Annotated in this window: 21 protein-coding genes; 6 read left to right on the top strand and 15 right to left on the bottom strand. The window is 72.9% G+C overall.

Translation table 11 applies throughout. The features are described from left to right. Positions 1-124: 124 nt before the first annotated feature. The 3 genes from P9K36_RS23275 to P9K36_RS23265 are packed head-to-tail and all read right to left on the bottom strand — an operon-like array spanning position 125 to position 2145. Entirely contained in the window at positions 125-985 is an 861-nt protein-coding gene (locus P9K36_RS23275) for a universal stress protein (protein WP_043387189.1), read from the bottom strand. A gap of 12 nt (positions 986-997) precedes the next feature. Continuing rightward, positions 998-1330, bottom strand: a complete 333-nt coding sequence (locus P9K36_RS23270; RefSeq protein WP_043387191.1) for a cytochrome c — start codon at positions 1328-1330, stop codon at positions 998-1000. Next, the gene (locus P9K36_RS23265; protein ID WP_043387218.1) at positions 1330-2145 is read right to left on the bottom strand and encodes a universal stress protein; all 816 of its coding nucleotides are present in this window, start codon (positions 2143-2145) and stop codon (positions 1330-1332) included. The genes P9K36_RS23270 and P9K36_RS23265 overlap by 1 nt, the downstream gene beginning before the upstream one ends. A 212-nt stretch (positions 2146-2357) precedes the next feature. Here P9K36_RS23265 and P9K36_RS23260 point away from each other — a divergent pair, with 212 nt between their 5' ends. Continuing rightward, complete coding sequence (locus tag P9K36_RS23260; RefSeq protein ID WP_043352660.1) at positions 2358-3353, top strand: ABC transporter ATP-binding protein; 996 nt, start codon at positions 2358-2360, stop codon at positions 3351-3353. 117 nt (positions 3354-3470) lie between these two features. Here the strand turns inward: P9K36_RS23260 and P9K36_RS23255 are convergent, their stop codons facing one another. From P9K36_RS23255 to P9K36_RS23245, 3 genes are read right to left on the bottom strand one after another with little or no spacing between them, the layout of a single operon-like run. Then, positions 3471-4454, bottom strand: coding sequence for a zinc-dependent alcohol dehydrogenase family protein (locus P9K36_RS23255; RefSeq protein WP_043387193.1), 984 nt, complete (start codon positions 4452-4454; stop codon positions 3471-3473). Positions 4455-4464: 10 nt separating this feature from the next. Next, on the bottom strand, positions 4465-5109 hold the full coding sequence (locus P9K36_RS23250) for a BON domain-containing protein (RefSeq protein WP_043352669.1): 645 nt from the start codon (positions 5107-5109) through the stop codon (positions 4465-4467). A gap of 25 nt (positions 5110-5134) precedes the next feature. After that, positions 5135-5335, bottom strand: a complete 201-nt coding sequence (locus tag P9K36_RS23245; RefSeq protein WP_043387194.1) for a hypothetical protein — start codon at positions 5333-5335, stop codon at positions 5135-5137. A 132-nt stretch (positions 5336-5467) separates the two neighbouring features. Here P9K36_RS23245 and P9K36_RS23240 point away from each other — a divergent pair, with 132 nt between their 5' ends. Continuing rightward, the gene (locus tag P9K36_RS23240; RefSeq protein WP_043387196.1) at positions 5468-8014 is read left to right on the top strand and encodes a phosphoketolase family protein; all 2547 of its coding nucleotides are present in this window, start codon (positions 5468-5470) and stop codon (positions 8012-8014) included. 439 nt (positions 8015-8453) lie between these two features. On the opposite strand, the gene P9K36_RS23235 is transcribed toward P9K36_RS23240, so the two are convergent. From P9K36_RS23235 to P9K36_RS23200, 8 genes are all read right to left on the bottom strand, one after another. Further along, positions 8454-9167, bottom strand: a complete 714-nt coding sequence (locus tag P9K36_RS23235; protein WP_158713301.1) for a Crp/Fnr family transcriptional regulator — start codon at positions 9165-9167, stop codon at positions 8454-8456. 668 nt (positions 9168-9835) lie between these two features. Beyond that, positions 9836-10312, bottom strand: a complete 477-nt coding sequence (locus P9K36_RS23230; RefSeq protein WP_081948758.1) for a hypothetical protein — start codon at positions 10310-10312, stop codon at positions 9836-9838. A gap of 11 nt (positions 10313-10323) precedes the next feature. After that, positions 10324-10974, bottom strand: a complete 651-nt coding sequence (locus P9K36_RS23225; protein WP_043352676.1) for a BON domain-containing protein — start codon at positions 10972-10974, stop codon at positions 10324-10326. A gap of 72 nt (positions 10975-11046) precedes the next feature. After that, positions 11047-11394 carry a DUF1476 domain-containing protein gene (locus P9K36_RS23220; RefSeq protein ID WP_043387202.1) on the bottom strand — a complete coding sequence of 116 codons (348 nt, stop codon included), beginning with the start codon at positions 11392-11394 and terminating at the stop codon, positions 11047-11049. 90 nt (positions 11395-11484) lie between these two features. Beyond that, on the bottom strand, positions 11485-14088 hold the full coding sequence (gene mgtA / locus P9K36_RS23215; RefSeq protein ID WP_278306084.1) for a magnesium-translocating P-type ATPase: 2604 nt from the start codon (positions 14086-14088) through the stop codon (positions 11485-11487). Positions 14089-14127: 39 nt separating this feature from the next. After that, positions 14128-15489, bottom strand: a complete 1362-nt coding sequence (locus P9K36_RS23210; RefSeq protein WP_278306083.1) for a S41 family peptidase — start codon at positions 15487-15489, stop codon at positions 14128-14130. Between the two features lie 73 nt (positions 15490-15562). Further along, complete coding sequence (locus tag P9K36_RS23205) at positions 15563-17221, bottom strand: AAA family ATPase (RefSeq protein ID WP_081948759.1); 1659 nt, start codon at positions 17219-17221, stop codon at positions 15563-15565. Beyond that, positions 17182-17655, bottom strand: coding sequence for an SPW repeat protein (locus tag P9K36_RS23200; protein ID WP_278306082.1), 474 nt, complete (start codon positions 17653-17655; stop codon positions 17182-17184). The genes P9K36_RS23205 and P9K36_RS23200 overlap by 40 nt, the downstream gene beginning before the upstream one ends. Positions 17656-17793: 138 nt before the next feature. On the opposite strand from P9K36_RS23200, the gene P9K36_RS23195 reads away from it, so the two are divergent. The 4 genes from P9K36_RS23195 to P9K36_RS23180 all read left to right on the top strand — a co-directional run bounded on the left by P9K36_RS23195 (position 17794) and on the right by P9K36_RS23180 (position 22222). Then, positions 17794-18195 (top strand): DUF6455 family protein, encoded by a 402-nt coding sequence (locus P9K36_RS23195; RefSeq protein ID WP_043387209.1) that lies wholly within the window; start codon positions 17794-17796, stop codon positions 18193-18195. After that, entirely contained in the window at positions 18188-20884 is a 2697-nt protein-coding gene (locus P9K36_RS23190) for a cation-transporting P-type ATPase (protein ID WP_278306081.1), read from the top strand. Before P9K36_RS23195 ends, P9K36_RS23190 begins: the two co-directional genes overlap by 8 nt. A gap of 55 nt (positions 20885-20939) precedes the next feature. After that, positions 20940-21254, top strand: a complete 315-nt coding sequence (locus P9K36_RS23185; protein WP_043387212.1) for a hypothetical protein — start codon at positions 20940-20942, stop codon at positions 21252-21254. 107 nt (positions 21255-21361) lie between these two features. Beyond that, the gene (locus tag P9K36_RS23180; protein WP_043387214.1) at positions 21362-22222 is read left to right on the top strand and encodes a universal stress protein; all 861 of its coding nucleotides are present in this window, start codon (positions 21362-21364) and stop codon (positions 22220-22222) included. 47 nt (positions 22223-22269) lie between these two features. On the opposite strand, the gene P9K36_RS23175 is transcribed toward P9K36_RS23180, so the two are convergent. Then, positions 22270-22962 (bottom strand): helix-turn-helix domain-containing protein, encoded by a 693-nt coding sequence (locus tag P9K36_RS23175; RefSeq protein WP_043354333.1) that lies wholly within the window; start codon positions 22960-22962, stop codon positions 22270-22272. Positions 22963-22976: the final 14 nt, after the last annotated feature.

The following is a 22976-nucleotide window of genomic DNA, read 5'->3' as shown; positions in this document are numbered from 1 at the left end:
TGCGCTCTCCGGCCGGATCCGGACGCAGAGGCGCAACCGGCGCCCCCCGGACCCGGCTGCGGCGGTGGAACCGCATCGCGACCGGGCGCCCGGCCGAAACCGAGCCCTCTGCCCAGGCCCGCACTCAGTGGGCCATGAGAACCGGAATGCCGGCGTGTTCGATGACATGGCGGGTGACGCCGCCGAGCAGGAACTCGCGCACGCGGCTGTGCGTGTAGGCGCCCATGGCCAGCAGGGAGGCGTTGCGCCGTCCCGCCTCCGCCAGGATCGCCGCGCCGACCGGGGTCCCGTCCTCGACCGGCAGACTGACGGCCTCCGCCACGATGCCGTGCCAGCGCAGATAGGCGCACAGATCCGCTGCCCGCACCTCCGCGAAGCGCTCGGTCTGCGCGTGGACGACCGTGACGCGCGCGGCCTCGTGCAGCAGCGTGATGGACTGGCCGATCAGGCGCGTCGCCTCCAGGCTGCCGTTCCAGGCGATCACGACGTGGTCCAGCAGGTCGTGGGGGATGTGTTCGCCGACGACCAGGGTCGGCCGGCCGACGGCGAACAGGGCGGTGTCGAGGGCGCGGCCCGTGAACGGCTCGTCCGGATCCGGGCGGTCGACGATGACGAGGTCGTTGACCCGCCCGGTCAGCGTCAGGAGCGGCTCGACCTCTCCGGAGAGTTCGGTCCACGTCGCGAAGGTGGCGTCCAGGCGCTCGGCCTTCGCGATCACCGGCACGCCCGCGCGTCCGCACCACGCCTCGAAGGCCGCCTTGCTCTCGGCCGCCGATTCCCGGACGCTCTGCTGGATGGCCTCGATGGTCGTGCCGTCCATCGGCACGAGGCTCGCCATGGCGGCCAGCACGTGCTCCGGGCCGGGCGCCATGAAGGCGACGCCGATATGCGCGTGCAGGCGCCGCCCGAGGCGCAGGGCCGCGTCCAGCCGACGCGTCGCGTCGATCCCCGGGCCGGTCGGGACGAGGAGGCAGCGGAGGTACATCGAGGCTCTCCCTCAGCGTTCCAGCGATTTCAGGTAGGCGATCAGGTCTTGCGCCTGGTCCGGATCGAACCGGAACTCGGGCATGGTCGGGTGGCCCGTGCGGATCCCCTCGGTGAGCGCCTCGCCGAGATCCTCGACGGGGTAGCGCGTGTGGAGATCGCGGAAGGGGGGCGCGGCCCGCAGCGGGCTTTCCCCGGCCCGCCCGATGGCGTGGCACCGGGCGCAGTTGGTCCGCGCGAGGGTCTCGCCTTGCCGGATCTGCAGGTTCCAGGCCGGCGCCGGCACGGCGGGCAGAGGGGGGAGGGCAGCCAGGACGCCGGCGAGAAGGAGGCGGGTCGTGCGCATCAGTGGCTCATCAGGCAGCAAACGGTGGTGGTCTCCAGCATCTCGCGGGTCGCGCCTCCGAAGACCCACTCGCGCAGCCGGGAATGGCCGTAGGCGCCCATGACGATCAGATCCGCCTCCTCCCGCCGGGCGAAGCGGAGGATCTCGTCCGCGACGCTGATCTCGGGCTTGTGCAGCAGGTGCGTGGCGACGCGGATGCCGTGCCCCGACAGGTACGCGGCGACGTCCGTGGCGCCTTCGCGGCGCGCCTCCGGACCCGCGACCGCGACATGGACTTGGTCGGCCCGCACCAGGAACGGCAGGGCGTCGTGGACGGCCCTGCGCGCCTCGCGGGTGTCCTTCCAGGCCACGACGATCCGCTTGGCCGAGAGCCGATGGAGGCCGGGCGGCACGATGAGGACGGGACGCCCCGCCTCCATCAGCAGGCCGCCCGCGGCGACACCCATCGGCCCGGGATCGCCGTCGGCCGGCCCCTGACGGCTCACCACCACGAGGCCGGCGGCGCGGGCCTGTTCCACCAGGAAGGCCAGGGGCTCGGCCAGCGCCTCCCGCCACGCGGTCCTGACCCGCTCGCCGGCCTCGCGCTCGAACAGCGCCCGCCCTTCGGCCAGCTCCTCCTTCGCCCGCGTCTCCTCGATCTCGAAGATGCGCTGCGACGCGTCGGCGCTCTCGACCGGGATCATGGTGACGAGCTGCCGCGCGGCGACGCCGATCAGGGTGGTGTCGAAGCGCCAGGCGATGTCGGCGGCGAGCCGGACGCGGTCGACGGCCGTGGCCCCGCGGTCGACCGAGACCAAGATGTTGGAGATCCGCATGATCACCTCCCGGCGCGGGCCCGTCCGCCCGGCCCGGCGACTGTTGCCCGTGCGGGTGGCCGGGGCCTTGATCCAGCTCAACCGCACCGGGGCCGCCGCAAGCCGCGAGGGCGCGTGTCCCGCCGCGCGGTGGGCGCGATGTCCGGGACGATTGACCGATCGCAATGCCCGGTCCCGCCGGATGGGGACATGAGGTTGCGGATGGAGGTCTCATGCCGTCCGCTTCCGCGATCCTGGCTTCAGGCCTGCCCGGTTTCGGGCCCTCCCGCGACGGGCTGGCGACGCCGCGGACCCTCCCGGCCTTCATCGCGAGCGCGAGCGGCGCCCATCAGCTGGCCCTGGTGGCGATGGCGACGGCCCTCTTCGTGGCGGATCTGGCGCCCCTCGAGCTGCAGCGGCGGGTCGTCAACGCGGCCCTTCCCGGCGGGAGCGCCCGAACCATCCTCCTGCTCGCGGCCCTGTACATCGCGGCTGCCACGGCGATGGGGGCCCTCAAGCTCGCGCTCAACATATACCGCAGCTACGTCAGCGAGAGCGCGGTCCGCCGGCTCCGCAGGACGCTGCTGCAGGACCTCGGCACCCTCGCCCCGGGCGACCGTGCGGCGGTCGAGGGCGTGGAGGTCTCCCTCGTCCTGGCGGAGGCGGAGCCGGTCGGCGCCTTCGTCGGCGTGAGCGTCTCGGAACCGGTCCTGGAGGGCGGCATCGTGCTGGGGACGTTCGGGTACATGCTGTACCTCAACCCGCTGATGGCGGCCCTGGCACTGGCGGTGTTCGTACCGCAGATGGTCTTCGTGCCGCTGATGCAGCAGGCGATCAACCGCCGCGTGGTCGCGCGGACGGGCGCCTTGCGCCGCATCAGCGGCGGCATCATCGGCCGGCACCGACACGAGGCCACGGGACTTCAGGACGCGCGCATCGAGCGGGTGTTCCGGCTCAACATGGGCATCTTCAAGCTGAAGTTCTCGATGAACTTCCTCATGAACCTGATGCACCATGCCGGGGTGGCGCTGACCCTGGGGCTGGGCGGCTACCTCGTGGTGAACGGCGAGACGGATCTCGGGACCGTCGTGGCCTTCGTCGCGGGCCTGAGGCAGCTCAACGATCCGTGGGGCGGCCTGATCGACTGGTTCCGGGAGTGGCGCGTCACGCTGGCAAAGTACGCCCTGCTCCGGCAGGCCCTCGACACGCTCCCGCGGCAGGGCGCCTGAGGCGGCGCTCCGGCCGGGGGCCCCGACGCCCGGCCGGGCCAGATCGCGCCCGCCGATCGCCCGAAACCGCCTCGACCCGGTGCCCCACCCGGACGGCCTCGCGCCCGGGACGTGGGATCAGGGCACGAGGACCGCCGCGCCCCGGAGGGCGCCGGACCGGTGATCCGCCACGGCCTCGTTGGCGCGGGTCAGCGCGTAGGTGCGGGTGTGCGTGACGAGGCCGGCTTGCGGCACGACGGCGAAGAAGGTGCGGGCGTCCTCGCGCGTGAGGTTCGCCACCGAATGCACGGAGCGCTCGCCCCAGAGCCGGTCGTAGGGGAAGGCCGGGATGTCGCTCATGTGGATGCCGCCGCAGACCACGCGGCCCCCCTTGCGCAGGGCGCCGAGGGCCCGCGGGACGAGGTTCCCGTCCGGGGCGAAGATCAGGGCCGCGTCCATCGGCTCGGGCGGCGCCTCGTCCGACCCGCCGGCCCACGCGGCCCCCAGCGTGCGCGCGAAGTCCTGGGCGTCCCGGTCGCCCGGCCGGGTCAGCGCGAACACGCGCCGCCCCTGCCAGCGGCAGATCTGGGCGACGATGTGGGCGGCCGCCCCGAACCCGTAGAGACCGACCGTTCCGGCATCGCCGGCCATCCGCAGCGTGCGCCAGCCGATCAGCCCGGCGCACAGAAGGGGCGCCGTCGCGACCGGGTCCAGGCGCGCGTCGAGCGGGATGGTGAAGGCGGCCTCGGCCAGGAGATGGCTCGCGAAGCCGCCGTCGCGGGTGCAGCCGGTGAAGCCGGGGGCGTCGCAGAGGTTCTCGCGCCCCGTCTCGCAGTAGGCGCAGTGCCCGCAGGCATGCCCGAGCCAAGGTACGCCGACCCGCATGCCCGGTCGCGGCGCCGTCACGCCCGCGCCGACCGCCTCGACGCGCCCGACGACCTCGTGTCCCGGCACGATGGGGTAGACGGCCTGGGGCAGGTCGCCGTCGATGACGTGGATGTCGGTTCGGCAGACCGCGCAGGCCTCGACCCGGATGCGCACCTCGCCCGGCCCGGGGTCCGGGTCCGGACGCTCCTCCGGTACGAGGGCCGCGCCGATCTCCCGCAGGACCATGGCCAGCATCGGACCGGCCTCACGCGAGGGTCAGGCGATCCTCGACGGCGCGGACGCCGGGCGCCGACCACGCGGCCCGCTCGGCGATCTCGCGCTCGCTCCAGACATCGACGCACCCGTCGAGGGTGACCTTGTCGCCGTCCACGTGCACGCGGATCGTATCCGGATCCCGCGCGCTCCGTCTCAGGGCCGCGAGGATGCGGGACTTCACCTCGGTGGCCTGCGCCAGCGGCTTCACCGCGATGAGATTGACGATGTCGGTGACGCCGGCCAGGCGCCGCAGCGCCTGATCGACGGCTGCCTTCTGGTGATAGAACGGGACACAGCCGTCGAGCGTGACGCAGCCCTTCTCGACCTTGAGCGTGACCGCGTTCTCGGGGATCTGCACGTCCCATGCGAGCACCCGGGCGCAGCGCTCGGCCAGGGCCTCGTCGCCGACGATGGGGCAGTTCGGATAACGGACCTCGATCCGCTCCACCACGCCCCGCACGCCGCGGACCCGCAGCACGACGCGCTCGGCGATGCCCTTCTCGGCGTAGTTGCGGACATGCCCCGTCAGGGTCACGATGCCGTTCTCGACGGTGACGCCGATCTGCGCCGCGTCGATCATCGGAGCGTATTCCAGCTCGTCGAGCACATGCTGGTGCACGGTCTTGTCGTCCATCACCCGTCTCCCCGCGTCGCTCGGTTCAGAGGACCAGCCAGAGCAGCACAGTCGTCACCGCCGAGGCCGCGATGGCCAGGGCCAGGGCCTGCAGACTGCCGATGCGCCCGTAGTGGTAGCCATCCGTCACGACGCGCCGGCCCGCGTCGTTCCGCGGCTCGAGCCTGAGCGGCATCCATACGCGGCGCACCGTCCGGATGTGGGTGGATCGAAGCACCAGGGTCATCGTTCGCTCCCGTCTTGGCTGACGGGGCCATCTTGCCGTCCTGCCCGGGGAGGGCCTTGATCCACCTCAACGCCGCCGGGCCCGGCCCCCGGCAGGGTCCGCCCCGGGTTACGGATCCGCCGGGAGGCCGACATGGACGCGAGGCACGGCTCGAAGGAGCGCCGCGACGGCGAAGGCCGGGACGACGGACACGGCCTGGCCTTCGTGCCCGGGCCGCTCGGACCCGATGGCCTCGGGACGATCGACGCCTACTGGCGCGCCGCCAACTACCTGTCGGTCGGGCAGATCTACCTCATGGCCAACCCGCTCCTGCGCGAGCCGCTCAAGGCGGAGCACGTCAAGCCGCGGCTCCTCGGCCACTGGGGGACGACGCCCGGCCTCAACTTCATCTACGCGCATCTGAACCGGATCATCCGGCAGCGCGACCTCGACATGATCGCCGTTTGGGGACCGGGCCACGGTGCGCCGGGTCTCGTGGCCAACGCCTACCTGGAGGGCACCTACAGCGAAATCTACCCGGACGTGGCCCGGGACGCGGTCGGGATGGGCCGCCTGTTCCGGCAGTTCTCGTTCCCCGGCGGCATCCCGAGCCACGCCTCGCCCGAGCTGCCGGGCTCGATCCACGAGGGCGGCGAACTCGGCTACTCTCTGGCGCATGCGTTCGGGGCAGCCCTCGACAATCCGGGCCTGACCGTCGCCTGCATCGTCGGGGACGGCGAGGCCGAGACCGGGCCGCTCGCCGCCGCCTGGCACGCGAACAAGTTCCTCGACCCGCGCTCCGACGGCACGGTCCTGCCGATCCTGCACCTCAACGGCTACAAGATCGCCAGCCCGACGGTCCTCGCCCGCATGCCCGCGGACGAGCTGCGCAGCCTTCTCGTCGGCTACGGCTACGCGCCGGTCTTCGTCGAGGGCGACGACCCGGCCCCGATGCACCAGGCCATGGCCACGGCCCTCGATGCCGCCTTCGACACCATCGCGGAGATCCGGGCGCGCGCCGGACGCGGCGCCGTCGAGCGGCCCCGCTGGCCCATGATCGTGCTGCGCAGCCCCAAGGGCTGGACGGGGCCGCATTGCGTGGACGGCAAGCCCGTCGAGGGCACATGGCGCGCGCACCAGGTGCCGGTCGCCGCCGTCCGGGAGAACGCGGAGCACCGGGCGATCCTCGAAGCCTGGATGCGCTCCTATCGTCCGGAGGAGCTGTTCGCGGAGGACGGCGCCCTCGTCCCCGAACTCGCCGCGCTGCCGCCGAAGGGGGCGCGGCGCATCTCGGCCAATCCGCACGCCAACGCGCACAAGAGCGCGCCCCTGCGCCTACCCGACCTGAGCGTGGCGGCCGTCGCGGTGCCGGAGCCCGGCCGCACCAGGGCCGAGGCCACCCGCGCGCTCGGGACCTACCTTCGGGAGGTGCTGACCCTGAACGCGCCGACGCGCAACTTCCGCATCATGGGGCCGGACGAGACCGCCTCGAACCGCCTCGACGCGGTCTTCGCGGTGACGAGCCGCGCCTGGCAGGAGGCGATCCTGCCGGGCGACGAGAACCTCGCCCGCGACGGCCGCGTCATGGAGGTGCTGAGCGAGCACCTCTGCGAGGGCTGGCTGGAGGGCTACGTGCTGACCGGGCGGCACGGCCTGTTCGCGACTTACGAGGCCTTCGCGCACGTGGTCGATTCGATGGTGAACCAGCACGCCAAGTGGCTGAAATCCGCGCGCGACCTGCCCTGGCGCCGGCCGGTGCCGTCCCTTAACATCCTTCTCTCGTCCCATGTCTGGCGGCAGGACCACAACGGCTTCAGCCACCAGGACCCCGGCTTCATCGACTTCGTGGCCAACAAGCGGGGCGACACGGCCCGCATCTACCTGCCGCCGGACGCGAACACCCTGCTCTGCGTCATGGACCATTGCCTGCGCACCTACGACCGCATCAACGTCGTCGTGGCCGGCAAGCAGCCGGCCCTGCAGTGGTTGAGTCTGGACGAGGCCGTCCGCCATTGCGCGGCCGGCGTCGACATCTGGGACTGGGCCTCCAACGAGGGTGCGGGGGAGCCGGATGTGGTGATGGCCTGCGCGGGCGACGTGCCGACCCAGGAGACGCTCGCCGCGGTGGATTGGCTGCGCCGACATGTCCCCGCGCTCAAGGTCCGGGTGGTGAACGTCGTCGACCTGATGACGCTGCCTGCGCCCGAGACGCACCCCCACGGGCTCGACGACGCAACCTTCGACAGCCTGTTCACCTCCGATCGGCCCGTGGTGTTCGCCTATCACGGCTATCCGTGGCTCATCCATCGGCTGACCTACAAGCGGACGAACCATGGCAACTTCCACGTCCACGGCTTCATCGAGGAGGGCACGACCACGACGCCCTTCGACATGTGCGTGCTGAACCGCCTCGACCGCTTCCACCTCGCGCTCGCCGCGCTGCAGACGGTCCCCCATCTCGGGGCATGCGCCGAGCATGCCGAGCAGGCGCTGCGGGATGCCTTGGCGGCCCATCACGCGTATGTCCGTCGCACCGGCGACGACCTGCCGGAGGTGCGGGATTGGGTCTGGCCGGACCGGCATGCGCATCCGCATCCGGACCGTCGGCGGATCGACGGCGACATCATGCAGTGCGGTCCGACCACGGGGGAAGAGCCTCGCCCGGGCGAAACCCTGGACGACTGGACGGTCGTCACCTGAGGCCGGGCGATGATCCGCGTCCTCGACGCCGGCGCCTCCAGCCTGCGCCGCGCCCTGTCCCGGCCGGGTGCCGACGACCCGGCGTGGCGCGCCCGCGGTCGCCGACACCGGTCATGAGCCGGCGCTCCCGATCGGAGGCCTCGACGCGCCGGTGCTGGGCGCGCTGGACGAACCCCTACCCCTGGCGTCCCATCCTGCCCGCGATCGAGGCGCGCGCGATCGCGGTATCGGTGCCCGACCTTCGGGGGCGCGCGACGGCCCGAAGCGCGCAGGCCGCAGAGGGCATCCCGATGCACGCGTGCCGCGCGAGGCGTCTTCGGGCCGTCTTCGGGGCCGTGCCATCCCCCGGGCTGGACGCAATCGCGGATGAGTCCTTCCGCGAGGACCGCTCCAAACCCGGATCCGGGGGGAGCCGAACCCGGGCCGTGTCCACCCCGGGTCAGGGGGGCGGGAAATCCAGGTTCAGGTAGGCAGGGTCGAATTCGGCGACCTTCCGGAGACCGTCCCAGTCCTCGATGGTCATCCATCGGCATCGCTTGGACACGAGCCCGGCCTGCTGGAGCCTCTTCATGGTTCGGTTCGCGTGGACCGATGTGAGGCCCAGGGCGCTGCCGAGTTCCGTCTGCGTCAGGGGCATCGGAAATCGGAAGGCCTCGGTCATGCCGGCCACCGCGGCCCGGGTGAAGAGTTCGCAGATCAGGTGCGCCATCCCCGCATAGGCTTGACGGTGCCCCGCATTCAGGAGCCAGCGGCGGGTTATGGCCGCCTCGGTGGCGGTTTCGACCTGAATCAGACGGCCGATGCCGGGATGCCGCTCGACGAGCCCGTGCAGGACGCCGTGCGGAATGATGCCGATGCGGCATGGGGTGAGCGTGGCGATGACATGATCCATCTCGCCCCGCAGAAGGCCCTGCAGGTCCAGGGCGTCGCCGGCGAGTTGCAGGCCGAGAATCTGCGGCCTGCCGTCCTTCAAGGGGACGTACCGGCACGTCCAACCCTCCAGCAGAAGGCGGCATTCGGTCGGCGTGTCGCCCTCGCGCACGATGTCCGTGTCCGCCTCGACGTTCACGACCCGGGATACGGATGCGGCGAGGGCATCGATCTCCGCGGCCCAGACGCCGCCGGACCGATCCAGCCTGCGCCGGATGGTCAAGGTCCAATCCACGCCCGACGGGCGCGTGGGGTCGCGGGCGAACTTCCGCCGGCCCGTCTGCGCGTCCCGGGCGCGTGCCAGGGGGAGTGTCGGGGGGAGTGTCGGGGGCCGTGTCGGGCCAGGGGGGGATTGCGCCGCCTCGCGTCCCTGGGCGGTGATCGCTTCGTGGCTCAGCTTTGAGCGCGTCTTCCCTTCGGCTATCGACATCATGCGCCCCCAGTCTCACTGGATGGAAACAGGTCGGCGCCGCGCCGCGGTCGTGCCTTGCGGTGGATCAAAGGCGCCCGGTTCGAAGCCTCCACGCCATCCGGCATCGCGGCACGATGCACCGCCTGCCGCCCGGCGGCCCCCGGAGATCATCGCCGCACCCTGAGGGACGGCGGGGGGCTGTACGCTCCATCGCGCTCACGCGCGCACACCCCCCATCCCGACCCCGCCATCGCGGCCGTCGCGCCCCTCCGTCGAACCGACGGAACGGGCTGCGATGTCGGCCGGCCGCACCCATCGGTACAGGAGACGGTCGACCGCGCCGACCCGGGCGAGAGACAGATCGCGCCAGAAGGTGCGCCCCAGCGTCAGAAGGGTGCTCTCGGCGGGCCCGAACTCCGACGGAGGCGGGCACGGAGGCGGGCACAGGGGCAAGACGGGACAGTCCGCGCCCCCGCCCGTCATGATCCGTCCCCGCCGTCCGGATGGGTGAGGCGGGCGACCTTGAACGTGCGGTAGACCGCGCCGCCGGCATCCCGGATCGAGACGTACTCGCCTTCGACGAAGACGTGGGTACCCAGATGGTAGCCGGCCTCGTCATCCTCGTTCGTCCAGTCCTCGTAGTCGATCAGCCAAGTCGCGCCGCCCTCGCCACCGGCCCGGTGCACCAGGCGGCCGTGCCGGTCCGGCTCGCCGATCCAGAAGCGGCGGACGCGGCACCGGTCGCGGGTCTCGCGCCAGAGCGCCGGGTCGAGGTGCCCGTCTGGCGTGAGGGGCGCCACGATCTCGTAGCCCCGTCCGGTGCTGCCGTCCGGATGCTCCGGGCAGCGCGCCAGCGTCAGCGTCACGCGAGACAGTCCGGGCCGGGCATCGGGTTTCCCCGGAGGTCGTCCACCCTGGAGCGGGGCGGCGTCGAGCGCGTGCGATTCGCCGGACATGGCGGTCCTCCTCAGCTCAGGGCCACGATGCGGTCCTCGACGGCGCGCACGCCCGGCACCGACCACGCGGCGCGCTCGGCCGCATCGCGCTCGGCCCAGGCCGTCACCGCCCCTTCCAGGGTCACCTTGTCCCCCGTGACGGTGACCTTGATCCCCTCCGCCTCGAACAGGGCGCCCCGCCGGAACGCCTCCAGGATCTTGTCCTTGACCGCCGCCGGCGGCACCTGCCGCCGGATTTCGATGAGGTTGGTCACGCCGTGCACGCCGGTGAGCTTCCGGACGGCCGCCTCGGCGCCCGCCACTTGGTACTGCCAGTCCACCGTGCCGGTCAGCGTGACCCAGCCGCCGGCCACCTTCACCTGGATGGCGTCCTTCGGCAGATGCACCGACCAGTCGATGATCGCGAGCGCCCGGGCGGCGATCTGGTCGTCGGCCACCTTCTTCTCGTCGGCGTAGCGGACCGCGATCTCCTGCGCGATGGCGCGCACGCCCCGGACGCGGCGCACGGCGCGCTCCGCCTCCACCTTCTCGGCGTAGCTGCCGACATGGCCGGTGAGCGTCACCACCCCTTCGGAGACGGCGACGCCGATATCCCCGGCGTCCAGGCTCGGGTCGAAGTCGAGTTCGTCGAGCACCGCCCGGCGCAGGTCCTTATCGGTCATGGGGTCCTTCCTCATGGCGTGTCTCCCGATCGTTCTGGCTGGCGCGGGGGCTCCTCGGCGCTGCGGCGCGGCCTAGACGGAGGAGCCTCGATTCAGCGCGACGCCGACGCGCCGCTCGGCCTGGGCGAGCGCGGCGCACCGCTCCAGCTCCGTGCGCAGGCGGGGGATCGTCGCGTCGATGCCGGCCGCCCCGAGATCGGACCGAAGCCTGTCGATCAGCGCTTCGTCCTCGGTCACGACGGCGTACTCCGTGATTGCGGTGACGTAGTCTTCCGCCGCCTGGCCGGTCAGGTTCATCCGCTCGGAGGCCCAGGCGGCCAGGAGCCGGTTGCGCCGGTTGCGGGCGTGGAACCGCGCCTCTTCCTCCTGGACGAAGCGGCGTTCGGCGGCTCGCTCGCGCTCGTCGAACGTCGTGGTCATGGAAGCCTCCATCCCGTGAGCGGTGCCGGACCGCGCCGGCTGCGGTTCGGCCATCCTTCAACCGGCCGGCGCCGCCGGCCTTGAGGCAGATCAAGGTTCGGCGCGCCGATGGCGGGCGCGGTGCGGCGGGCGGGCGGCCCAGGGCTTCACGGTCTCGACCGCCGCGAGGTAGGCGAGGGTGATCAGCGCGATGCCGAGGAGCGTCTGGAGGGGCGGGGCCTGGAAGCCGAACCAAGGCCCTGCCGGCGTGAAGGGAAGGGCCAGCGCGGCCGCCAGCGCGGCGAGTGAGGAGCACGCCAGCGCCGCGCTCGGACGATCCCGCCAGGGGCGCCCGCTCGTCCGGATGACGAAGATCACGAGGATCTGCGTCGCCATGGATTCGAGGAACCAGGCCGTCCGGAATTCCTCCGCCGAGGCACCGAAGAGGAAGAGCAGGGCGCCGAAGGTCAGGAGGTCGAACAGCGACGAGAGCGGGCCCATCACGCCCGCGAACCGGAGGATGGCCGCCATGTCCCAGACCTGTGGCCGGGCGGTCGCGGACGGCGCCACATGGTCGAAGGGGATGCCGACCTCCGAGAGGTCGTAGAGCAGGTTGTTGAGAAGGATCTGCGTCGGCAGCATCGGGAGGAACGGCAGCGTCACCGACGCGACCGCCATCGAGAGCATGTTGCCGAAGTTCGAGCTCGCGCCCATGCGGATGTACTTCAGGATGTTGGTGAAGGTCCGCCGCCCCTCCTCGACGCCGTCGGCGACGACCGCGAGGTCCGAGGCGAGCAGGATCATGTCGGCCGCGGCCTGCGCGACCCCGGTCGCGCCCTCGACGGAGAGGCCGATATCGGCCTGCGCGAGGCCCGGCGCGTCGTTGATACCGTCACCCAGGAAGCCCACGATCGCGCCCCTGGCCTGAAGCGCCCGCACGATGCGCGCCTTCTGGTCCGGGGTGAGCCGTCCGAAGGCGTCCACCTTGCGGGCCTGCACCGCGAGCGCCGCATCGCTCAGGGCCGCGACCTCGGAGCCGGACAGGACCGTGGTGGTGTGAAGCCCCACGAGGCTGGCAAGGCGGCGCACGACCACCGGGTCGTCGCCGGACAGGATCTTCAGGCGCACGCCGGCGCGCGCGAGCCGCGTGACGGCGGCGGCGGCCGTCGGTTTGGGCGGGTCGGCGAAGGCGCAGAAGCCCTCGAAGACGAGGTCGGCCTCATCCGCGGTTCCGGGCGGCCGCATGGGCCCCGACCAGGGCCGCGACGCGACCGCGATGGTGCGCAGCCCCTCCTCGGCCAGGCTCCGGACCTGCCCGAGGGCCGCGCCGCGTTCCTCCGGGCCCATCGGCTCCGTCCCCTCGCCGGCGCGGCGCGCGGTGCACAGCGCCAGGACCGCCTCCGGTGCGCCCTTCAGGATCAGCAGCGGCCCCTCCGGTCCCTGCGCGAGGACCGACCCGGTGCGGCGCCCGTAGTCGAAGGCCCGCTGGCCGGCCAGGACCCACGCCCGGCCCGCGTTCGGGTGATGGTCGACGAGGGCCGCGTCGAGCGAGCTGCGATCCCCGCCGAGATCGGCCGCGACCGCCGCGAGCCGCGACGGCCGCGCGTCCTCGCGGCCCGCCGGATCGAGGCTGCGGCCCAGGGCGATCTCGGCCGAGGTCAGCGTCCCGGTCTTGTCGGTGCACAGCACCGTCATCGCGCCGAGGTCGTGGATCGCGGCGAGCCGCTTCACGATGACCTTGCGGGCCGCCATGCGCAGAGCGCCCCGCGAGAGCGTCACCGTCGTGACCATCGGCAGCAGTTCCGGGGTGAGGCCGACGGCGAGCGCGACCGCGAACAGGAGGGAGTCGAGCACGGGGCGGCCGAGCACGACGCGGGCGGCCAGGACGCTGAGCACCAGGGCCAGGGTCAGCCGGGCGACCATGAGCCCGAAGGCGTGGAGGTCGCGCTGGAAGGGCGAGGATGCCCGCGCCTCGGCCAGAACCGAGGCCGCCGCGCCGAACATCGTGGCGGGGCCGGTCGCGACGACGAGGGCGGTTGCCTTGCCCGTCCGCACGACGGCGCCGCGGAACACGGCGTTCGAGGCCTCCGCCGGCTCTGGAGACGTCACCGGCTCGGCCCGCTTCTCCACCGGGTAGGGCTCGCCGGTCAGGGCGGCCTCGGCCACCGTGAAGGCGTCGCCGTCGATCACGAGGGCATCGGCCGGGACGATGTCGCCGGCCCGCATGCGCAGGATGTCGCCGGGAACCACCTGCTCCACCGGGACCGTGACGAAGCTGCCGTCCCGCCTGACCTCCGCCTTCAGCGCCACCGTGTGGCGCAGGGCCTCGGCGGCCCGTGTGGCGTGGCCCTCCTGCACCGTGTCGAGGCCGATGGATAGGCCGAGGATGGCGACGATGATGACGCCTCCCACCACGTCGCCGGTCACGACCGAGACGAGGCCGGCCGCGATCAGGATCAGGGCGAGCGGTTCGAGCAGGCGGCGGAGCACGGCCTGCAGGGCGCCGCCGGCCCGCGTCCCGGCATCGCTGTTCGGCCCGTAGCGTTCGAGCCGTCGCGTGGCGTCGACCGCGCCGAGCCCGTCGAGCCCGCATCGGAGCTCGGCGCAGAGCGTCTCGAGGCCGCGCACCCAGAACGCCCCGCTCGGCCCGGGCGACGACAGCTCCGTCGGAGTGGCGATGTCGCGCGCGCGCGCCGGAACCGCCGTCATCTCCATGGGTCGACCCGTCGCTCTCCCGCTCGCGGCGGCACGACATCACCGGTTGGGACTGGGGTCGTTGCGGTGGATCAAGCCGCCGCCGCTCTGGCTGACGGCCAGCAGATGCTGCACGGCCGCCGTCAGCGGCCGGTCCCGCGACGGATCGATGAGGCCGTCCGCGACGAAGCCGTCCTGCAGCGAGCCGCCGCCCGCACCGGGCTCCGGCGATAGGCGGCCCTGCGTCCCGGCCGCCATGCCGTCCGGGGTCACCACGCGGTCGGGTGCGATGCCGTTGCCGTCCACCCGGCGGCCCGCGGGCGTGACGAACCAGGCCGTGGTGAGGCGCAGCGCGCGCCCGTCGCGGTGGGCATAGGTGGTCTGGACCGCCCCCTTGCCGTAGGTGCGCGTCCCGATGAGAATCGCGCGCCGGTGATCCTGAAGGGCGCCGGCGACGATCTCGGCCGCGGACGCGGTCCCGCCGTCGACGAGCACGACCAGCGGAAGGCCGTCGATCACGTCGGCACCGGTCCTGTCCAGCGCGAACCGCTCGACGCTGCCGGGGTCCCGGCCGACCAGGCGCACGATTTCGCCCCGTCCGAGGAAGGCCCCGGCCACCGCGACGGCCTGCACGACGAGGCCCCCCGGATTGCCGCGCAGGTCCAGGATGAACCCCGTGAGCCTGTCACGGCCGATGCCGGCCTTCAGGTTCGCCACCGCCCTGAGCAGCCGGCCGGTCGTGAATTCGTCGAAGTGGTCGAGCCCGAGATAGGCGACGGTATCCAGGGCTTTCAGACGCACCGGATGCAGCGGCAGCCACTCCCGGATCAGGACCATCTCGGCCGGGGCAGGCTCGCCCGGCCGGACGACCCGCACGCGCACCGCCGAGTCCGGCTCTCCGCGCAGGCGGTCGGCGACCTGGTCGGGCGCGATGCGCCCGATGGCGACGCCGTCGATCTCCTGGATGATTGTCCCGGGCGTGAGGCCGGCGCGCGCGGCCGGGGCATCGGGAAGCGTGCGCCGCACCGTCCCGTCCGCGTCGACGACCACGCCGATGCCGGCATAGCTCCCCGTATCCTGCTCATCGAGCCGGCGGAACTCGGCCGCGGTGAGGTAGTGTGAATGCCGGTCCAGCGCGGCGAGCATCCCGACGATGGCCGCGTCGATCAACGGACCGTCGCCGCGCATGTCGGCCGCCCGTGACCGGATGGCGTGGAATGCGGCCCCGAAGAGCCGCAGGTCCCGATAGGGCGAGTCCTGGAACCCGTCCGGGCGTAGGCCGACGTCGGGTGCGGCGGGGCTCGTGAGCAGCGCGCCGGCAGCGCCGGCGAGCCAGGCCGCCCCGGCGAGGCAGCACGCGGCGCCGCGACCGAGGGCCGACCGGTCGCGTGCCGCCTTGCTTGCGATCGGTTTGAACGGCATCGCCCGGTTCGACGTCCACGCGCGCGGTGAGGATGGCTCTCCGCGCCCGGCCTCGCCTTGACGTGCGTCAACGTCACCGCGTGTGCGGAGGCGGGCCCTGCGCGATGGCGATCGTCGTCGGAATGCTCGCTGCCCGCTCCGGCCGATCCGGCGGGGTCGGGGTCGCCGGTGACCCGTCGGGTGGCCGGGCCGCCGGCCAGCCCGTCACGCCGGCGCTCCCCAGGAGCGACAGGACCGTCGCGCGCAACGCGTCCACGGGCTGATCGGCGCGGAGCTCGTGCCACGCGAGGGCGCCGCGACCCCGCGCGACCTGGGCCGCCAGGACCGTCGCGGTGGCATCCGAAGGGTCGCCGGCGCGGCTGTCGATGCGGCGCGCGAGCAATGGGGCCGGGGCCTCCAGCCAGACGCCGCAGAACCGGGCCCCCCGGTCTCGGGCGAGGGCCTCGATCTGCGCCCGCTCCGTCGGTCGGTCGAAGACCGCATCGGCGACGACGCAATGGCCCGCGGCCAGGACCCGCCCGGCGTCCCGCCGCAGGATCGCGTAGACGCGCCGCGACACGGTCTGGGCATAAGCCGCCGCCGGGAGCCGCGTCAGGGCGTCGACCCCGTGCAGGCGCTTGCGGATCCGATCGCTCGACAGGATCCGGGCGCCCGGGGCCGCGCCGATCCAGGGGGCCGCCGCCGCCGCGACGCTCGACTTGCCGGAACCGCTGAAGCCGCCGACCGCCAGGAGGCCCGCCGGCCTGTCGGTCAGCAGGTCTTCCCCGAGGGCGAGATACGCGCGCGCCTCGGCGGTCCTGGCGGCGGCGGCCGCGCCGGTTCCGTCCGCCGCTTGAGCCGCCGTGACGTGGGCGCGGATCACCGCGCGCAGCGCCATCAGGACCGGCAGCAATCCGAGACCGTCGGTCTCGTCCGCCCCATCGAGGTAGCGATTGAGCAGGAGGTTGGCGAGGTCGAAGCGCGACCGGTGCCAGAGGTCCATGAGGACGAAGGCGAGGTCGTACAGGATGTCGGTCGTCGCGATGGTCTCGCTGAACTCGATGCAGTCGAACGGCGTCGGCTTGCCCTCGAACAGGCAGATGTTACGCAAGGTGAGGTCGCCGTGGCAGCGGCGGACCTTGCCGGCGGCGCGGCGGGCGTCGAGCAGGGGGGCATGCCGCGCCAGAACCGCCCGGAACCGCGCCGTCAGCGTCGCCACCGCGCCGGTCGAGGCGAGCCCCGTCGCCCGGAGCGCCGCCGCGTTCAAGTCGACGAGCGCCGTCAGGGCGGCGGCCCCGCCCTTGTCGCGGTGAATCTCCGCGCCGGCATGGAAGGCGGCGATGACCTGGGCAAGGTCCGCGATATGGTCCGGTCCGAGGCGACCCTCGCACGCCAGGGTGTCGAACAGGTCCGCCTCCGGGAACCGCCGCATCTCGACCACGGCGTCGACGAGGCTCCCGGTCCCGTCGAAGGCCAGGCCCCCGTCCGGTCCGCGCGTGATCCGCCGGGCGCCGAGGTAGAGCGCGGGTGCCGTGCGGCGGTTGAGCACGACCTCGGCCTCGCAGGCGGCGAGGCGCCGCTCGGGGGTCGAGAAGTCGAGATAGGGGAAGCGGACGGCGCGCTTGAGCTTGAACACGCGGCTGCCGGCCAGGAAGAGCCGGGAGATGTGGGTGGTTACGGTCTCCACCTGTCCCATGCCCGACAGGGCCTGCGTCAGGAACGCGGCGACGGCGTCCTGGTCCCCGGTCGACATGCGGATCGATCCTCGCTGACCCTGGGCGTCGCGCGGGCCGCGGGCGGCGCGGTTTGCCAAGCAGATTTCTGGGCCGATTTCTGGGAGGCGGGCAGGTCTCGCAGCCGCCACAGCCAGGAGCCGGCCGAGACGAGGAGGGCGACGCCGAAGCCCACGTGAGCCCAGGCCGCGGCGTCCTGGAAGCCCAGCGCCCAGGGGGCCGCGCAGGACCAGAGACCGGCCGCCCCGATGGCGTACACTTCTCCCTCACGGGTGCGCATCAGCGTCAGGGCCGCCAAGGCCAGGATCGTCGCCCCGGTGATCCAGGCGTTCCAGGCCGCGATGTCCTCGGATCGGAAGCCGAAGTACCAGGGCGCCAGGATCAGGCCCGCCCCCAGCATGAGGTTCCAGCCCCCCAGGAAGACGTCTTCCGGCTGGTTGTCGATGGTGCGCATCGCCCCTCGTCCCCGGGGTGTGGCGGGCCCTGGGCCGCCGCCGACCGAGATGTGCGCCGATGTCGCCGGATCGGCCTTGAGATGGATCAAGGGCGCCGCCGCCGCGGTGGGGCACGCAGGGACTTTCAGGAGTCTGTGATGGCCGCACCAGCCGACAAGACCGACCCCTTCGATCCATTCGGCGTCGCCGCCGCGATGACCGGATGGTGCTGCCTCCTGAAGGCGGCGCAGGAAATCCGGGACATCGACCAGGAGATGATGGAGACGATGATGGAGGCCGACGCCGCGGCGCCCGCGGGCCTGTCGCCGGAAGCCGGCGCGAAACTCCAGGGCGTCGTCAGCCTGATGCGACGCCTGCAGCTCGACCCCGAAGCCGTTCGGCGGAGCGAGCCCGAGACCATGCGGGCGCTCGAGGCCGCTTGCCGGGCCTGCGGCGCGCGGAGCCGCTGCGAACGCGAGCTCCGGGCCGGAACGGCGGCCCGCACCTACCCGGACTTCTGCCCGAACGCCGCGCGCCTCGACCGGCTGCGCCATGCTTGAGCGGGATCCGGCCGAGGATCCCGAATGGCCCAGCCCGCCGGCCGCGACCGGGTGCCCGGCGGCGGGGACGAAACCCGTCCATGCCCTGCCGGTCGCGGAGGTTCCAGGGCGTTTCGAGACCGCCCTGCCCGCGGGCCTGACCGATGCGGAGGCCCGGCGACGGCGCGCGCGGTTCGGCGCGAACGTGATCGCCACGACCGAGAGGGCCGGCAGGCTGTCCCTGCTCCTGCACCAGCTCGCGAGCCCCGTCGTCTACCTGCTCGCCGCGGCCGGCGGGCTCTCGCTCTACTTCGGGGATTGGCAGGAGGCGGCCGCCGTCATCGCGGTGCTGGCCATCAATACCGGCCTCGGCTTCTTCACCGAGCTGCGGGCGGTCCGATCCGTCGAGGGCTTGCGGTCGCTCGGGACGCGCTCGGCCCGCGTCCGCCGCGACGGGCACATCCGGGTCCTGCCCGCCGAGGATCTCGTCCCGGGCGACATCGTGCTGATCGAGGGCGGCGATGCGGTCCCGGCCGACATCCGGCTGGTCGAGGCGTCGAACCTGGGCGCCGACGAGTCGACCCTCACGGGGGAATCCGTGCCGGTGGACAAGTCGGCACAGCCGGTCGCCGCGGAGGCACGCCTCGCGGAGCGCGCGTCGATGCTGTTCCGGGGCACGCTGGTCACCCGCGGGAGCGGTGCGGGTGTCGTGGTCGCGACCGGCGCGGCGACCGAACTCGGGGCGGTGTCGCGCCTCGTCGCGCAGGCCGACCCGGAGGGGTCGCCCCTGGAACGGCGCCTGGGCCGCCTGTCCGGCCAGATGGTCTGGGCGGTCCTGGGGGTGGCCGTTCTCCTGGCCGGCCTCGGCATCGCAACCGGCAAGGATCTCCGCCTCATGACCGAGGCCAGCATCGCGCTGTCGGTCGCGGCCATTCCGGAAGGCCTGCCCATCGTCGCGACCCTGGTGCTCGCGCGCGGCATGTGGCGGATGGCCCGCAGGAACGCGCTGATCGAGCGCCTGTCGGCCGTCGAGACGCTCGGCGCCACGACGGTCATCCTGACCGACAAGACGGGGACGCTCACCGAGAACCGGATGACGGTGCGGCAATTGTCGGTGCCCTCCGGGCAGGGGGACCTGGCCGAGGGAGGGCCCTCGATCGAAGCCGGACGCCTGCTCCGCGTTGCGGTGCTCTGCAACGACGCCGCGCTCGGATCGGGCGCCGGAGACGGCAGCGGCGACCCGATGGAACAGGCGCTCCTGCGGGCGGGGCGGTCCGCCGGCTTCGACCGCGCGGCCCTCGGGCGCGACCGGCCTCTCGTGGGAAAGCACGCCTTCGAGGCGGCCGTCCGCATGATGGCCACCGTCCATGCTGCGGGGCCGGGCTTCTGGGTAGCGGTCAAGGGCGCCCCGGAGGCCGTGCTCGCCGCCTCGCGGCGCACCGGTGACGGCGCGCATGATCGTCCCCTCGACGCGGGCGACCGCACCCTGTGGCGACGCCGCGTCGAGGATCTGGGGGCACGGGGCCTGCGGGTCATCGCCTGCGCCGAGAGGACGGTCGCGGACCCGGGAAGCCCGCCCTTCGAGGATCTCACGTTCCTCGGGCTGGTCGGGTTGGAGGACCCGGCCCGGGAGGACGTGCCGGCGGCGATGGCGGCCTGCCGCGCCGCGGGCATCCGCGCGGTGATGGTCACCGGCGATCACGCCGTAACCGCCCGGAGCATCGCCCTCGCGGTCGGTCTCGCCGGTCCGGGGGACCGCATCGCGGAGGGCGTCCCCGATGCCGGCCTGCCGGACGGGCTGGAGGATGTCGCGGTCTTCGCCCGCGTGAGCCCGGCCGAGAAGCTGGCGCTGGTCCGCGCCTACCAGGCGAAGGGCGAGGTCGTCGCCATGACCGGCGACGGCGTCAACGACGCCCCGGCGCTGAGGCAGGCGGATATCGGCGTCGCGATGGGCCGGCGGGGGACGGACGTGGCGCGCGAGGCCGCCGCCATGATCCTCCTCGACGATGCCTTCCCGACCATCGTCGGCGCGATCCGCGAGGGGCGGATCATCTTCGACAACATCCGCCGGTTCGTCACCTATCTGCTGGCCTGCAACCTGAGCGAGGTGATGGTCGTCGGGCTCGCGGTCGTGTCGACGCTGCCGCTACCGATCCTGCCGATGCAGATCCTCTACCTGAACGTCGTGACCGACGTGTTCCCGGCCTTCGCCCTGGCCCTCGGCGAAGGCCGGGACGACATCCTCCGGCGACCGCCGCGGGATCCGAAGGAGCCCATTCTGGGGCGGGCGCAATGGACACGGATCGGCCTGCACGCCGCCGCGATGACGGCGGCGACCTTCGCGGCCGGCGCCGCCGCCACGTTCTGGCTCGCCTTCGATCCGGCCTCGGTCGTGACCGTCACGTTCCTGACGCTCGCCTTCGCGCAGCTCTGGCAGGTGTTCAACATGCGCGCCTCCAGCGCGCCGCTCCTCCGCAACGAGGTCACCCGGAATCCCTGGGTCTGGGCCGCCCTGCTCCTGTGCACGGCGCTGCTCGTCGGCCCGGCCTATCTCCCGCCGGTCGGCCGCCTGCTGGGCCTCGTCCCGCTCGATCGGAACGGCTGGATGCTCGTCCTCTCGGTGAGCCTCGCACCGCTCCTGGTCGTCCAACTCGCCACCCTGGCGGCAGGAGCCCGCCGGCCGTCCGGGCGCGACGGCCGTCCGACATGAGGTCCGGTGCACCTCCGCGCCCACGGCCCGCGCGCCTTCGTGTAAGCTGTCGTCCATGAGCAGGATCACGACGGACCCGACCGCAGCGGATTGGGATGCACGGGTGGAGCGGCTGACCGGCCGCCTTCCCGGGCGCCTGCGCGATGCGGTCACGTGGCTGAGAAAGCCCTCGCGGCGGCCGGCGCGGTTGGCGGCGGCGCTCGCCCTGATCGGCGGCGGCTTGCTGTCGTTCCTGCCGATCCTCGGCCTCTGGATGCTGCCCCTCGGCTTCGCCCTCCTGAGCGAGGACATCCCGGCGCTGAAGCCGCGGCTCGAAGCGATGGCGCGGGCGGTGGAGCGGTTCGTGTCCCGCTTCCGCAAGAAGCCCTGACCGGATCGGGTGATCCGGCGCGGTCGCCGACGGTCCGGCGTTGAGCTGGATCAAGGTCGAGCGGCCGCACCCGTCGAGACTCGGGCGATCGGCAGCCCGGAGCTCTCATGTCCCTCCCGTACTCATCGCCCCTCGCCGCCTTGCGCGACATCCTGGTCGCCGTCACCGAGGAGGGCCGCGGCGACGAGCCCGGAACGGCGCTTGGCTATGGCCTCACGCTCGCCGCCGCGGCGGGCGCCCACCTCACCGTGCAGTCCGCGGCCCGCCGTCTCACCATGGTGGGCGGGGCGGGATTGGGGTTCGTCGACGGCCTCGTCGCGGACGAGAACCGGCGCCTGCGCGTCCTTGCCCAGGCCGTCGCCGAACGCGCCGCCGGGGATGCCACCCGTGCGGGGGTGACCTGTACGACCGAGGCGCCCGCGCTGGCCTACCCGGATCTGATCGCCCGGCTCACCGCCCGCGCGCGCCTGGCCGACCTGACCATCCTGGACGCGGAGGCGCGGGAGGTCGATCTCGACCGCGACCTGATCGACGGACTCCTGTTCGGCAGCGGTCGCCCGCTCATCGTGGTGCCTGCGGGCTGCTCGGCCTGGCCTGCCGGTCGGATCGTCGTCGCCTGGGACGGCAGCGCCCAGGCCGCGCGGGCGGCGAACGATGCCCTGCCGTTCCTGCGCGCCGCCGAGGCGGTCGAGATCGTGTCCGTCGTCGGCGAGAAGGACCTGTCGGCCGCGGTCGCCGGCGCCGAGTTCGCACCGCACCTCGCGCGCCACGGCGTGACCGTGTCGGTGAACGTCCTGCCGGTCGTCGACGACGTCGCGGAGACGCTCAGGACCCAGGCGGGCCTGTTCCGCGCCGACATGCTGGTGATGGGCGCCTACCGGCACGCCCGCCTGAAGGAATGGTTCTTCGGCGGCGTGACCCAGTCGCTCCTGGCCCGCAGCCCCCTTCCGCTGTTCCTCGCCCATTGACGGCGCGGCAGCACGATCCGTCGCGACCCGCCGGGGCGGCGTCGCGCTCAGTCCTCGATCATGCGGTGGAGCCGGGCCCGTCTCAGGCTGACCTGGCGGCCGCCGACGCGTTGCAGGGCCCCGTCCTCCTCCAGCTGCGAAAGGGTGCGCGACACGGTCTCGATGGTCAGCCCGAGAAAATCGGCGATGTCGCGCCGGGTCATCGGAAGGGCGAAGGTCCCGGTGCCGCCCAGGCGTGCGTCCACGTCGATGAGGAAGCTTGCCACGCGCTCCGCCGCCGAGCGGCGCCCGAGCAGCAGCATGTGATCCTGGGCGTGCCTCAGATCGTTCGTGGCCATGTCCCAGAGCTGGCAGGCGAACTCGGCCCGGTCGGTCGCGGCGCGCTCGACCTGCCGCCGTTTGAAGATCAGCACCTTGGTGTCGGTGAGCGCCTCGGCGCTGTGGCGGTGGATCTTGCCCTGCTCGAACCCGAACAGGTCGCCGGGCAGGCGGAAGCCGGTGATCTGACGACGGCCGTCGCTCAGCACCTTGTGCGTGCGCACCGCGCCGCTGACGACCTTGTAGACGAACTCGGCCTCCTCGCCCTCGCCGTAGACTTCCTCCTCGCGGGCGTAGGAGAACGGCGTCCCGATCACCTCGGGGCAGCCCGCGAACAGGGCGCTCGCGTCCAGGCTCGGGAAGGGCGCCGAATGGCCTGCCGGGATCTGCGTGGACGTCCGTGCGGTGTAGTCGGTGCTCATCGCTTCGCTCCTCA

Source organism: Methylobacterium sp. 391_Methyba4, assembly GCF_029691625.1.
GTDB classification, from domain to species: Bacteria; Pseudomonadota; Alphaproteobacteria; order Rhizobiales; family Beijerinckiaceae; genus Methylobacterium; species Methylobacterium fujisawaense.
This window is presented reverse-complemented; position numbering and strand designations above follow the sequence as displayed.